A 13,260-nucleotide genomic window follows, 5' to 3' on the forward strand; every position below is an offset into this window, starting at 1 on the left:
TTTTTAATTATAAATACTACTTAATTCATAAATGTAGTCGTATAGCGGACTGTATAAGCCTAAAACTAAAATACCAATTACTGTAATTAATAAGCCTAAACGCATATAAAGTTTATTTTTAAAGAAAGGAATTGGATGGTCATTTTTTCTAATAAACATAGCTCTAACAACTAATAGATAATAATATAATGAAATGGTAACATTTACCACCGCTAAGAAAACTAATAGGTAATAACCTTTACTTGCAGCTGCAGTAAATAAGAAAAACTTACCAAAAAACCCAGCAACAGGAGGTATTCCTGCTAATGAAAATAGGGCTAACATCATTACCAAACTTAAGTTTGGATTGGTGCGATACAACCCATTGTAATCATCCATATTTTCTTTACCTGTTTTTAATGAAATAGCTTGTACTACCCCAAAAGCAGCTAAATTTGAGAAAATATAAATCAATATAAAATAAACTACTGTAGCAGTTCCTAATTGAGTTCCTGTAATTAACCCTAACAATATAAAACCCGCTTGAGCTATAGATGAAAAGGCTAAAAAGCGTTTCATATTTTGTTGGCGTAGTGCAAATAAGTTACCAATAAACATTGTAGCTAATGCAACTATATAAACAATGTTTTCCCAAGTATGTATTAAAGGTTTAAAAATAGTAAACATTAAAACCATTAAAATAAATGCTGCAGCTCCTTTTGAAATTACCGATAAGTAAGAGGCAACACTAATAGGTGCACCTTCATATACATCTGCGGTCCAAAAATGGAATGGCACTAAAGATATTTTAAATGATAAACCAGCAAAAAATAAGATAAATCCTAAAATTGTTAAGTTGGTTGAAGTGATAACCTCAATAATATTATGAAAAAATATGGAACCAGATGTGGCATATAATAATGAAATACCAAAAAGCGAAACACCTGAAGCTAACGCTGCTGAAAGTATTAATTTGATACCAGCTTCACTTGATTTTCTTTTTAGGGTTTCATAAGATGCCAACGCTGCAACAGGTAAAGTTGATAATTCAAGACCAATGTAAAACATTAAAAAGTCACCTGCGGAAATCATAAAATACATTCCCAATAATGAGGTGAATAATAATATAAAAAATTCAGTTCCTCTATTTTGATTAACGATCTTTTCTTGGATCCAATCTGCAGATTGTAGCAACAAGGTAAATACTCCAATATTTAATACGTTTTTAAAAAGATGAATTAAATTATTTGTTTGAAACGAGCCTCCAAAAATGCTACATTCATCAATGGCAAAAAAGCCAATAGCTGTATGAATTCCAAATAAGAAAATTGCTAAATGGACTAAACTACTTTTTTTGTTTTTGTTTATAAAAATTTCACCAATCAATAACAATAGTGTAATTGTTAATAGTAAAATCTCGTGTCTCATTAATAAAAAGTTACTAAAATTCATTTTAGTTATCTGTTTTAATTTTTATAATACTCCTTTAATAAAAGGATCTAAACTTGCCATTATCATGTCGCTTAACCAAAGTGGTGCAACACCCATTCCTACAATTGGAATTAATAATAATAAAATACCTGTTTTTTCATACCAAGTAACTTTCGGTAAATTTTTAAAATCTTCATTAACTAAGGGACCCATCATAATTTTCCCTACCAATCTAAGAATATAAACAGCCGTAACAACTATTGATGAAACAGCTAAAACTGTTAAAACTCTTTGAAACATATCAGGATTTTGAAATGCGCCAACAAAAATGTTCATCTCAGCAACAAAACCACTAAATCCAGGAAGTCCTAAGTAAGCCATACCTGTTATAACATAAATAGCTCCAATAAAAGGTACTATTTTCATTAAACCTCCTAATTTATGAATGTCACGCGTGTGAGTTCTTCCGTAAACCATTCCAATCAAGGCAAAGAACATGGCGGTTAATAACCCATGTGATAGTGATTGAAGAATTGCTCCGTTCCAAGCTATTTTATTTAAAGTTAACAAAGCAAACAGCACTAGACCTAGGTGACTTACCGAGGCGTATGCATTAATGTATTTTAAATCGGTTTGTTTAATAGCTCCAAAAGCACCATAAACTACACCTATTGCTGCTAATATAATAAAGAACCATGACCAATGGATAGTTCCTTCAGGTAGTAAAAACATGGCAACTCTAAAAACACCATATCCACCTAATTTCATCAGTACACCTGCATGGAGCATTGATACTGCTGTTGGTGCTGAGGCATGACCATCAGGTGACCAAGTATGAAATGGAAATAAAGCTCCTAAAACTGCAAATCCAATAAAAGTTAAAGGAAAAAACAACTTTTGAGCTTCAAAAGGAATGTTTACTTGAGCAATTTCTAAGATGTTAAAAGTTAAAGCTCCTCCATCAGCATTTGAATTGAAATAAATTCCAAAAATACCAACCATTAGCACTGCAGATGCTCCCATTAACATTAAGGTTAATTTCATTGCGGAGTATTCTTTTGGTCCGCTTCCCCAAATCCCAATTAACAAATACATTGGTATTACGGCTATTTCATAAAAAAGGAACATGGTAAATAAATCTATTGAAATGAAGAATCCATACACACCAGTTGATAAAACTAATAATGAGATAAAAAATTCTTTAGGTAGGTCTGCCATTTTCCAAGAAATAAATACACCAGCAAGTACAACAATTGTAGTTAATACTATTAAGGCTACAGAAATACCATCTACACCAATTGAGTAATGGATGTTAAACTGCTCAAACCAAACAAAATCTTTGGTAAAAACCATAATACTATCATTAATAGCTCGTTCTTTAAAATAAGCTATAACTAAATTTATTGCCATTCCCAGTTGAAATATACTTCCAACCATTGAGACTAAACGAGCCTGTTTTAAACCTTTGGTAAATAACAAAGCGATAATTGTTAAAACAGGTACAATTACAAAAAGTGATAAAATATCCATATTAATTTGTTAGTTTGTCCATAAATAAATAAAAACCAATGCTAAAACTACTGCCCCAGCTATGAAGGATAATGCGTAGTCTTGTACTTTACCAGATTGGATACCCTTAATTTTTTTGGAAATCACTACGGTTTTATTTCCTATGCCTTCCATAGTTCCATCAACTACTTTTTTATCGAACCTAGCTATAGGTCCAGCTATTCTATTAAAGATTATTTTTTTGGTGACAAATAAGTAAATTTCATCAAAATAAAATTTGTTAAACGTCCATTTGTAAAATATTCCAAAAGCATTTGAAAATCTATCAGCTAAATCATTTTCTTTTTTATAGAAAATATAAGCTAAACCTATTCCTATTAAACCTATAATGGTAGCAACAATTGCTAAAGGAATATTTAAATGAGCTTCAAAACCAGCTTTATCAGGAGTTATTAATTCGCTAAAAGGAATGAATCCACTAAAAATGCTAATAAAAGCAAGAATCATCAAAGGAAAAGTCATTGAAATTGGAGACTCGTGAGGGGTGTGTTTATACGTTGTATTTTTACCCCAAAAAATTCCAAAGTACAATCTGAACATGTAAAAAGCTGTTAAGCCAGCAACAAAAATTCCAACAAAGTAGATAAGTTTATTGTGTTCAAAAGCCGCAACTAAAATTTCATCTTTACTCCAAAACCCTGATAAAGGAAAAACTCCTGAAATGGCCAAAGCAGCCACTAAAAATGTGATATTAGTAATTGGCATATACTTGCGTAAGCTACCCATATCTTTTAAATAATTACTATGTACGGCGTGTATAACAGAACCTGCACCTAAAAATAATAACGCTTTGAACATGGCATGAGTAAATAAATGGAACATAGATGCCATATAACCTACACCCTCATGACCATCGTACCCAGAAACACCTAAAGCCAACATCATATATCCTAATTGCGACATGGTTGAAAATGCGAGTACACGTTTGATATCTGTTTGTGTGATGGCTATTATTGCTGCAAATAATGATGAAAAAGCTCCTACATAAGCTACAATATTTAAAGCAAAGCCATCTTCAACAAAATAATACATTGGGAATAATCTTGCTACTAAGTATACCCCAGCAACAACCATAGTTGCTGCGTGAATTAATGCAGATACAGGGGTTGGCCCTTCCATAGCATCGGGCAACCAAATATGTAATGGAAACATTGCAGATTTCCCAGCACCTCCCATAAAAATTAAGATCAATGCCCAAGTTATAATAGACAATCCCATAAAAGAAGATGAAGCCCAATTTAAAATAGTACTTCCTTCAGGGTTGTTTAGAGTTTCAAAATCGTAGGTTCCTGTATAATATCCGATGATTAAAATTCCTATTAAAAAACCTAAATCAGCAAAACGAGTTACTATAAAAGCTTTTTTAGCGGCAGCTACTGCTGAACTTTTAGTATAATAATATCCAATTAATAAAAAGGAAGAAACCCCTACTAATTCCCAAAAAATATAAATTTGGAATAAATTAGTTGCCAATACTAAGCCAAACATAGAGAATGAGAACAAGCCTAAAAATGCAAAGAAACGTGTATAACCATCATCTCCTTTCATATAACCTCGGCTATAAATATGAACCATTAGTGATATTGTAGATACAACCACCAACATCATTACTGAAATAGGATCGATTAAAATTCCCATATCAATAGCTAAAGTGTCGGTGAAATTCATCCAGGTTATTTTCTCAACAAATGTTTGATAAACACCATCTACTTTTCCTATTGTAAAAAAATAGGTATAAGCAGTATAAAAAGATAATGCTGCTGAAGTTGACAAGCCAGCTACACCTATATATCCAGATATGCCTGGTTTAATTTTTTTATTAAATATTCCTAATAGTAAAAATGATACTAGTGGAATTAAAGGTATTAATATTATGTAAGTAAAATTCATAATTTCAACATATTAATATTTCATAGTTTCAGTGTCTTTCACTTCTACTGAAGCAATTTGTCGATATAAATTAATTATAATTGCTACGGCTAATGCAGTTTCAGCTGCGGCAACTGCAATAATAAATATTGAAAAGAAGACCCCTTGTAATAAATCTGGATATAAGTATTTATTGATAACAACAAAGTTTATAACGGATGCATTCAATATTAATTCAATAGACATTAAAATTGAAATCAAGTTTTTTCTAGTAATAAAACCGTATACACCAATAAAAAATAAAATAGAGGTAACAGTTAAAATTTCATAAATGCTAATTCCGGCGATCATAATGTTGAATCATTTTTATCGGTTAATTTCTTTCCTTTTGCTATTACAATTGCTCCAATCATTGATGCTAACAAAAGCACACTAATTACTTCAAATGGTAAAATAAAGCCACCTGTTTCATAACTTAATAAGCCTAAACCAATATCTTCAGTAGTGGTAGTAATATTATTTTCAACCACGTTAAATGGGTGAGAATAAATAGTGGTTAAAAATACTCCTAAACCTATTAAACAGGCTAATCCTACTAAAATTTGCTTAGATTTTTTAGCAAGTTCTAATTCCATTTCAATATGATGAACTAGCACCACTGAAAATATAATTAGTACAATAATTCCACCAGCATATACGGTTAATTGAATAGCAGCAAGGAAATTATAATCTATTAAAAAATAGATTCCTGCAATACCACATAAAACAAATAATAAGTAAATCACTGATCGAAGCATTTTTTTGCTAGTTACAGATGCAATTGCAAAAACAATCATTATTAAAGCTAAGATGTAAAATATATATCTTTCCATAAGTTTAATCTTCTACACCAGGCATTAATTTAGAACCTGGTTTGTTTAAAACTCTTGTCAATTTTGTTCTGTCATAAACAGAATTTTCGAAATTTTGAGCCCATTTTATGGCGTCAGTTGGGCAAGCTTCAATGCATAAACCACACATAGTACACATTCCTAAATGGTAAATGTGTTTGTCTATCATTTTTTTCTTTTTACCTGTTTCAGGATCAATTTGTCTATCCCAAATAATTTCAATAGTTCCGTTTGGACAAGCCAATTCACATTTTTGACAACCAGTACAACGATGTTCGTTATTTTCATTATGTGGCATGACTACTTCGCCACGAAAACGATCAAACATTTTCAAATTATCTCTGTTGTCTGGATATTGTTGCGTAATGGCTCCTTTGCGTGAGGTTATAAAATACTTTCCGGTAACACTCATACCAGTAAGTAGTGTTTTTATTCCTTTATAGATGTCTCCAAAATAACTCATAATCTTTAAAATTGAATTGTTAGGTTTAACCAAACAATTAATGCCATTAAAATGATGTTTAGTAAGTTTAACGGTAATAAATATTTCCACTCAAGGGTTAGTAATTGATCAACTCTTAATCTTGGGAAAGTCCATCTAAACCACATCATTAAAAAGACCAATAACAAGGTTTTTCCTAAAAACCAAAAAGCACCTAACCAAGGAATAGCATCGGTAATTCCAAAAGGAGATAACCAACCGCCAAAAAATATGGTAGTTGCAATGGCTGCAATAATGAACATGTTTATAAACTCGGCTAAAAAGAAGTAAGCGAATTTCATTCCTGAATATTCTGTATGGAAACCAGCTCCCAATTCACTTTCAGCTTCAACCATATCAAATGGAGCTCTATTAGTTTCAGCAGTTCCTGCAATCATATATATCATAAATGCAATAACAGCAGGGATATGACCTTGTACAATTAACCAACCATTTTTTTGAACTTCAATAATTTCGGAAAGTTGTAAAGTGCCAGTAATTAAAACCATGGTTAAAAGTGAAAGTCCTACAGAAAGTTCGTAACTTATTGTTTGAACGCCACTTCTCATTGCACCAATTAAAGCAAATTTGTTATTACTTGCCCAACCTCCTAATAAAATTCCGATAACACCAATTGATGAAATGGCAATTAAAAAGAAGATTCCAATATTGATATCAAATGCTTGAAATTCTTTAGTGAAAGGAAAAACAGCCAATGCCATTAATGATGAAACTATTACAAAATAGGGTGCTAAATTGTATAAAAATTTATCTGCTTTTACAGTTCCTGTTAACTCTTTTGAAACCAGTTTTAATGCATCTGCCATTGTTTGTAGCAAACCCCACCAACCAACTCTGTTAGGTCCAATTCTTAATTGAAACCAAGCGGCAACTTTTCTTTCTAATAAAACTAAGTACAAACCAGCAACGGCAAAAATGGCTAAATAAATGAATGCAATTGTAACCATTGTACCTATGTTAGCTGCTCCTTCAGACATATATTCTGAAAGAAATTTGTAAATAGTTGTTGTAATACTTAATGTTATATTCATAGTATTAAATTTATCTGTCAATATCTGGTACTACAATATCTAATGTTGCCATAGTAGCAACTAAATCTCCAATTTTACCACCTACTGTTATATGATTTAACAGTGAAATATTTGAAAACCCAGGAGATCTAAATTTTACACGATAAGGATTTTTGGTTCCAGTGCTAACTACATATACCCCTAGTTCTCCTCTGGCAGTTTCTACTTTTTGATAAAATTCACCTTTAGGTAATTTTATAACCGCATTGGTAGCAACTTTATAATCACCTTCTGGAATATTATCAATTAATTGCTCAATTATTGAAAGAGATTCCCACATTTCTTCAACTCTTACTTGATAACGGGCAAATGTATCACCTTCAGTTTTTAAAATTTCTTTAAACTTTACTTTGTCTAAGGCACTATATGGATGGTGTTTTCTAACATCACAAGAATACCCCGATCCACGTCCAACTGGACCCGAAGCTCCAAATGAAATAGCATCTTCTTTGGTTAAAATACCCACTCCTTTTGTTCTTTTTTGAAAAATAACATTTCCAGAAAGCAAGGTGTCATATTCAGGTAATTTTGTCTTAAAGTGAGCAATAAAATCTTTAACTCTTTTTACAAAATTTGGATGAATATCAAACATTAAACCTCCAGGAATGTTGTAGTTCATGGTTAATCGTGCTCCACAAGTTTCCTCAAAAATATCGTTAATCATTTCACGATCTCTAAAGCCATAAAAATAAGTGGTAAGCGCACCAACATCCATTCCCATAACTCCCCACCAAAGTGTGTGTGATGCAATACGTGTTAATTCACCAATAATGGTTCTAATTACTTTTACACGTTCAGGAACTTCTAGCTCTAAAGCTTTTTCAACAGTTAAACAAACGGCTTCATTATTTATATGAGAAGATAAATAATCCATTCGATCTGTTAAATGCACAATTTGCTGATAGCTATCACGTTCACACATTTTTTCTATAGATCGATGAATATAACCTAAATCTGGTTCTACTTTTTTAATAATTTCACCATCAATGGTTAATAATAAACGCAAAACACCATGGGTAGCAGGGTGTTGAGGTCCCATATTAATAAAATATTCTTCAGATTTTAAGTTGCTATTTTTAATAGTTGTATCCATAATTACTATTTGATAACCATATTAATTTCATCTACATAATCTTTTCTAAGTGGATATCCGTCCCAATCTTCAGTTAAAAAAAGTCTTTTTAAATTAGGATGGTTGTTAAACTTAATTCCAAAAAAATCAAAAACTTCACGTTCATGAAATTCTGCAGTTTTCCAAATATCACACACTGTATCAAACTCAGGATTATCTCTATCAGTTGTTTTTACTTTTACAACAATAATATGTCTGTGAGTTGTAGATTCTAAATGATAAACTACGCCTAATTCTTTTCCCCAATCCATACCAGTTAAGCAAAACAAGTAATCGAAATTTGTTTCTTTATTGCTTTTTAATTGGTTCATTAATTGGTGTAAATTTTCAGGTTTTACTGAAATGGTTAAGAATTCTGAGCCTTCTTCTGTAAATTCCAATTCTGGAATCCAGCTGCTTATTATATTTTGTAATGCTTCGTTTTTCATAACTTCAGTTTTATAATCCTTCATCAAATCCTTCAATAGGATTTTCTTTATGTTTCATATTTTCAGTTCGGATTTTATCTTGAAGCATTAACATACCTTCCAATAAAGCTTCAGGACGAGGAGGACAACCAGGAACGTAAACATCAACAGGTATTACGTGATCGGCTCCTTTTACTACCGAATAAGAGTTGTAAAAGAATGGACCTCCAGAAATTGCACAAGCTCCCATGGCTATCACATATTTTGGCTCTGCCATTTGATCGTATAAACGGCGTAAAACAGGTGCCATTTTATTTACAATGGTTCCTGCAATTATAATTAAATCTGCTTGTCGCGGGGAAGGTCTAGCAACTTCAAATCCAAATCGAGAATAATCATGGCGTGCTGCTCCAGTTTGCATCATTTCAATGGCGCAACAACTTGTGCCAAAGTAAAGCGACCAAAGTGAATTTGATCGCCCCCAATTAATTATTTTATCTAATGAAGTAACAATTACGTTAGCTCCATTTCCTGCAGGAATTACTTTTCCTGGGAAATCTTCTGGAATTTCTTGTGTTTTTTCTATTCCCATTTTAATGCTCCTTTTTTCCAAGCGTATAATAGTCCTAATCCTAAAATTACTAAGAAGATGGTTATTTCAATAAAAGCAACAGCTCCTACATCTTTAAAAACCACTGCCCATGGAATTAAAAATGCTACCTCTACATCAAATATTAAAAATAAGATGGCAAAAAGGTAATAACCTACTTTAAACTGAACCCAGGTTGGCCCAATTGTAGTCATACCACTTTCATAAGGTTCTCTTTTTTGAGGGTTATCTGATTTGTGCGAAATTAGATTTGATAAAAAATTTGCTCCCGCAACCAAAACAATCCCAGCAATTAAAAATACAATAATGGCTTCTGATCCCATTTTTTAAACGCTTTTTATTAATCTACAAAAGTAGTAGAATATATAGATTTATTAAGAATTTTTTAAAGTTTTAAGAAATACGAATACAAATGTATATTAATATAAGAAAACGATAGCTGATAAAAATCAGTTATTCATGTTACATTTATCACTTAAAGTTTATAGGTTCTAATTGATAAGAATAAAACATCAGTTTTTTAAAGTTTAGAGTTATTTTACTTGCCTATTTAATGCCTTTGATCTTTTAACTAATATTGTATATTAATTAGTATTATTCCAATTATAATAAGCTATTGTGAAAAGTTAATTGGTTTAATATTGGTCTTTTTCTATGGAGATATAGAAAAAGTAAGCCCACTTAAATTAAGTATATTAAATATAATTTGTAATCTAAAATAGAGGATTAAATAGTTAGATTTTTTTAAATTATAAGAAACATAAGTACAGAGGTAAATCAATTAAAAAAGATAGCTGATTTTTATCAGCTATCTTTTTTACAATGATTATTTAACTTCATAGGTTTCGCCAGAGAAGAACAAATCATCAGTTTTTTTGAAATTTGAATTTGCTTTTACTTGTGCAGTTAGGGCATCTTCTCTTTCTTCAAGTGTTACATCATTATAACTTCTTATAATTCCAGTTGCAATAGGATACTCTAATCGAACTAACATTTGGTGTAATGTTGGATCTTTTTCTTTGGCATTATGTACTAAAATATCGTCTTCGGTAATTCCATTTTCGCCAATGGTAACTACTTCTAATTTAAGTCCGTTTAATACCAAACCTTTATTACGATCTTTACCAAAAATCATTGGTTTGCCATCTTCAAGAAATATTTGTTTGTCTTCTTTAACTGCTTTATCCGTTATATTGGTAAAACAACCATCATTAAAGATTACACAATTTTGTAAAACTTCAATTAATGAAGTTCCTTTAAATTTATGTGCTTCAACAAAAATATTAGACATTTCTTTAGGGTTATTTCCACCAATTCTTGCAAAAAAACGAGCTTGAGCTCCTAATGCTAATTCACCTGGAGAAAAAGGTGGTTGTGTATTTCCATAAGGAGATGATTTTGTTTTCTGCCCAACTAATGAAGTAGGTGAAAACTGACCCTTTGTTAAACCGTAAATTTCATTGTTAAATAGTACAATATTTAAATCAATATTTCTACGTAACACATGAATAAAGTGGTTTCCACCAATAGCCATAGCATCACCATCGCCTGTCATAACCCAAACACTTAAGTTAGGGTTTGCTAATTTAACTCCTGAAGCTATTCCGGGCGCTCTACCGTGAATACTGTGCATTCCATAAGTATTCATATAGTATGGAAAACGAGATGAGCATCCAATACCTGAAATAAATACAACTTCTTCTTTTTTAACCCCCATTTCTGGAAGTGCTTTTTGCATAGAACGTAAAATAACATAGTCATCGCAACCAGGACACCATCTTACTTCTTGATCGCTAGCAAAATCTTTAAATGTATATTTTTTTACAGCTGTTGTTTCCATAATTATTTTACTAATTGTTTAAATTTTTCAATTAATTCAGTGTTTCCAAATGGTAAGCCTTGAACTTTGTTATATTGTAAAAATTCAAACCCATTAAAATTCATTTTTAATACTTTAGAGAATTGTCCATTGTTTAATTCACAAACAACAATTTTTTTGAATTTAGTTAAAATTTCTTCCGTATTTTTAGGAAGAGGATTTATGTAATTAAAATGAGCAAAACCAATATTTTTATAACCTTCTTCTTCGTTTAGTTGTTTTACAGCTGAATGAAGAGAACCGTAAGTTCCTCCCCAGCCAATTACCAATAAATCACCAGTTTCTGCAAATTCAGTTTCTAAGTTTGGAATGTAATTTTGAACACGTTTAACTTTTTCTGCTCTAATATTAGTCATATATTCGTGGTTTTCAGGAACATAAGAAACATTGCCTGTAACCTTGTCTTTTTCTAAACCACCAATTCTATGTTCTAAACCTGGTGTTCCAGGAATGGCCCAATTTCTAGCTAAAGACTCTTCGTTTCTATCGTACGGGTGCCAGTTTTCTGTAACGTCTTTTACAATATTATTTTTTATTTCTGGCATTTCACTAACAGATTTCACTTTCCAAGGAGCGGAACCGTTTGCTATATAACCATCTGTAAGTAAAATTACAGGAGTCATATGTTCTAAGGCTAATTTTGCAGCTTGGTAAGCGTAATTAAAACAGTTAGCAGGAGTACTTGCAGCAATTACAATTACAGGACTTTCACCATTTCTACCGTATAATGCTTGCAATAAATCAGATTGTTCTGTTTTTGTAGGTAAACCAGTAGAAGGACCACCACGTTGAACATTTACAACCACTAAAGGTAATTCTACCATCATTGCCAAGCCTAAAGCTTCACCTTTTAAAGCTAATCCAGGACCAGAAGTTGTTGTAATTGCTAAATCTCCAGCAAATGAAGCACCAATTGCAGAAGCGATGCCAGCTATTTCATCTTCGGCTTGAAAAGCCTTAACACCAAAATGTTTATGCTTTACTAATTCGTGTAAAATATCTGTAGCTGGTGTAATTGGATAAGAACCTAAAAATAATTCTAACCCAGATTTCTCAGCTGCAGCTAAAAACCCCCAAGCAGTTGCTGTATTACCCATAATAATTCTATAGGTTCCAGAAGCCATTTTGGCTGGAGTAATGGTGTAAGCATTTGGAATTAATTCTAAAGTTTCAGCAAAATAAAAGCCTGCATTTAAAACTTTAGTATTAGCTTCAATGATGTTTGGTTTAGATTTAAATTTTTTGTTGAAAAAATCTATGGTATGCTGAGTAGATCTATCATACATCCAATATACCATACCTAAAGCAAACATGTTTTTACTTCGGGTAATACTTTTATTATCTAAACCTTCAACGTCTTTTAAAGCTTCTTTGGTTAAGCTAGACATTGCTACCTCAATAACTCTATAGTTTTCAAGAGAGCCATCTTCTAAAGGATTAGTTTGGTATTGAGCTTTTTCTAAATTTTTTTTGGTAAAAGCATCAGTATCAATAATAATTGTGTGCCCTGGTTTTACGGCATGTAAATTGGTTTTTAAACCAGCAGGGTTCATTGCTACCAATAAATCAACATTATCTCCCGGGGTGCTTATTTCTACACTACCTATGTGAACTTGAAACCCAGAAACTCCATATAAACTTCCTTGTGGAGCTCTAATTTCTGAAGGATAGTTTGGGAAGGTTGCTATGTCATTTCCAAACATTGCAGAGGTGTCAGAAAACTGAGTTCCTGTCAACTGCATTCCATCACCTGAATCACCAACAAATCGGATAACTACTGCCTCCAATATTTCGGGTTGATGCTTTGTTTTAGCTGTAACCATAATTTATGCTAATTAAAAAATTTTATTTAAATTTATTGAATTAAATTTTATGTTTAAATTTAAGAGTCAAATATATAGTTACTTTTTATAACAGTAAAT

The 13,260-nt window shown here is 31.6% G+C and carries 13 protein-coding genes; all 13 read right to left on the reverse strand.

What is annotated here, in order from left to right; genetic code table 11:
• Nucleotides 1-3 precede the first annotated feature (3 nt).
• On the reverse strand, nucleotides 4-1,407 hold the full coding sequence (locus Q0714_RS09940; protein ID WP_298264605.1) for an NADH-quinone oxidoreductase subunit N: 1,404 nt from the start codon (nucleotides 1,405-1,407) through the stop codon (nucleotides 4-6).
• A gap of 45 nt (nucleotides 1,408-1,452) precedes the next feature.
• A complete protein-coding gene (locus Q0714_RS09945) occupies nucleotides 1,453-2,940 on the reverse strand; it encodes a NuoM family protein (RefSeq protein WP_298264606.1) in 1,488 nt (495 codons plus the stop codon).
• Between the two features lie 9 nt (nucleotides 2,941-2,949).
• Nucleotides 2,950-4,869: an NADH-quinone oxidoreductase subunit L gene (nuoL, locus tag Q0714_RS09950; protein ID WP_298264607.1), complete on the reverse strand. Its 1,920-nt coding sequence runs from the start codon at nucleotides 4,867-4,869 to the stop codon at nucleotides 2,950-2,952.
• A 12-nt stretch (nucleotides 4,870-4,881) separates the two neighbouring features.
• Complete coding sequence (nuoK, locus tag Q0714_RS09955; protein WP_298264608.1) at nucleotides 4,882-5,199, reverse strand: NADH-quinone oxidoreductase subunit NuoK; 318 nt, start codon at nucleotides 5,197-5,199, stop codon at nucleotides 4,882-4,884.
• The gene (locus Q0714_RS09960; protein WP_298264610.1) at nucleotides 5,196-5,720 is read right to left on the reverse strand and encodes an NADH-quinone oxidoreductase subunit J; all 525 of its coding nucleotides are present in this window, start codon (nucleotides 5,718-5,720) and stop codon (nucleotides 5,196-5,198) included. The genes nuoK and Q0714_RS09960 overlap by 4 nt, the downstream gene beginning before the upstream one ends.
• Nucleotides 5,721-5,724: 4 nt before the next feature.
• On the reverse strand, nucleotides 5,725-6,201 hold the full coding sequence (locus tag Q0714_RS09965; protein WP_298264611.1) for a 4Fe-4S binding protein: 477 nt from the start codon (nucleotides 6,199-6,201) through the stop codon (nucleotides 5,725-5,727).
• 5 nt (nucleotides 6,202-6,206) lie between these two features.
• Nucleotides 6,207-7,271, reverse strand: coding sequence for an NADH-quinone oxidoreductase subunit NuoH (gene nuoH, locus Q0714_RS09970; protein ID WP_298264612.1), 1,065 nt, complete (start codon nucleotides 7,269-7,271; stop codon nucleotides 6,207-6,209).
• A gap of 10 nt (nucleotides 7,272-7,281) precedes the next feature.
• A complete protein-coding gene (locus Q0714_RS09975; RefSeq protein WP_298264613.1) occupies nucleotides 7,282-8,403 on the reverse strand; it encodes an NADH-quinone oxidoreductase subunit D in 1,122 nt (373 codons plus the stop codon).
• 5 nt (nucleotides 8,404-8,408) lie between these two features.
• Nucleotides 8,409-8,870, reverse strand: coding sequence for an NADH-quinone oxidoreductase subunit C (locus tag Q0714_RS09980; protein ID WP_298264615.1), 462 nt, complete (start codon nucleotides 8,868-8,870; stop codon nucleotides 8,409-8,411).
• Nucleotides 8,871-8,880: 10 nt separating this feature from the next.
• Nucleotides 8,881-9,441: an NADH-quinone oxidoreductase subunit B gene (locus tag Q0714_RS09985; RefSeq protein WP_298264617.1), complete on the reverse strand. Its 561-nt coding sequence runs from the start codon at nucleotides 9,439-9,441 to the stop codon at nucleotides 8,881-8,883.
• Entirely contained in the window at nucleotides 9,432-9,782 is a 351-nt protein-coding gene (locus Q0714_RS09990) for an NADH-quinone oxidoreductase subunit A (RefSeq protein ID WP_298264618.1), read from the reverse strand. Before Q0714_RS09990 ends, Q0714_RS09985 begins: the two co-directional genes overlap by 10 nt.
• Nucleotides 9,783-10,285: 503 nt before the next feature.
• Nucleotides 10,286-11,299: a 2-oxoacid:ferredoxin oxidoreductase subunit beta gene (locus Q0714_RS09995; RefSeq protein WP_298264620.1), complete on the reverse strand. Its 1,014-nt coding sequence runs from the start codon at nucleotides 11,297-11,299 to the stop codon at nucleotides 10,286-10,288.
• Between the two features lie 2 nt (nucleotides 11,300-11,301).
• Entirely contained in the window at nucleotides 11,302-13,161 is a 1,860-nt protein-coding gene (locus Q0714_RS10000; RefSeq protein ID WP_298264621.1) for a 2-oxoacid:acceptor oxidoreductase subunit alpha, read from the reverse strand.
• Between the last annotated feature and the right edge of the window lie 99 nt (nucleotides 13,162-13,260).

This window comes from uncultured Lutibacter sp. (assembly GCF_947493565.1).
In the GTDB taxonomy this organism is placed as follows: domain Bacteria; phylum Bacteroidota; class Bacteroidia; order Flavobacteriales; family Flavobacteriaceae; genus Lutibacter; species Lutibacter aestuarii.

Excerpts from the sequence above, each read along its gene's own strand:
- nuoL (WP_298264607.1), bottom strand. The coding sequence starts at position 4,869 with ATGAATTTTACTTACATAATATTAATACCTTTAATTCCACTAGTATCA.
- Q0714_RS09980 (WP_298264615.1), bottom strand. The coding sequence starts at position 8,870 with ATGAAAAACGAAGCATTACAAAATATAATAAGCAGCTGGATTCCAGAA.
- Q0714_RS09965 (WP_298264611.1), bottom strand. The coding sequence starts at position 6,201 with ATGAGTTATTTTGGAGACATCTATAAAGGAATAAAAACACTACTTACT.
- Q0714_RS10000 (WP_298264621.1), bottom strand. The coding sequence starts at position 13,161 with ATGGTTACAGCTAAAACAAAGCATCAACCCGAAATATTGGAGGCAGTA.
- Q0714_RS09985 (WP_298264617.1), bottom strand. The coding sequence starts at position 9,441 with ATGGGAATAGAAAAAACACAAGAAATTCCAGAAGATTTCCCAGGAAAA.
- Q0714_RS09975 (WP_298264613.1), bottom strand. The coding sequence starts at position 8,403 with ATGGATACAACTATTAAAAATAGCAACTTAAAATCTGAAGAATATTTT.
- Q0714_RS09945 (WP_298264606.1), bottom strand. The coding sequence starts at position 2,940 with ATGGATATTTTATCACTTTTTGTAATTGTACCTGTTTTAACAATTATC.
- nuoK (WP_298264608.1), bottom strand. The coding sequence starts at position 5,199 with ATGATCGCCGGAATTAGCATTTATGAAATTTTAACTGTTACCTCTATT.
- Q0714_RS09960 (WP_298264610.1), bottom strand. The coding sequence starts at position 5,720 with ATGGAAAGATATATATTTTACATCTTAGCTTTAATAATGATTGTTTTT.
- Q0714_RS09995 (WP_298264620.1), bottom strand. The coding sequence starts at position 11,299 with ATGGAAACAACAGCTGTAAAAAAATATACATTTAAAGATTTTGCTAGC.
- nuoH (WP_298264612.1), bottom strand. The coding sequence starts at position 7,271 with ATGAATATAACATTAAGTATTACAACAACTATTTACAAATTTCTTTCA.
- Q0714_RS09990 (WP_298264618.1), bottom strand. The coding sequence starts at position 9,782 with ATGGGATCAGAAGCCATTATTGTATTTTTAATTGCTGGGATTGTTTTG.
- Q0714_RS09940 (WP_298264605.1), bottom strand. The coding sequence starts at position 1,407 with ATGAGACACGAGATTTTACTATTAACAATTACACTATTGTTATTGATT.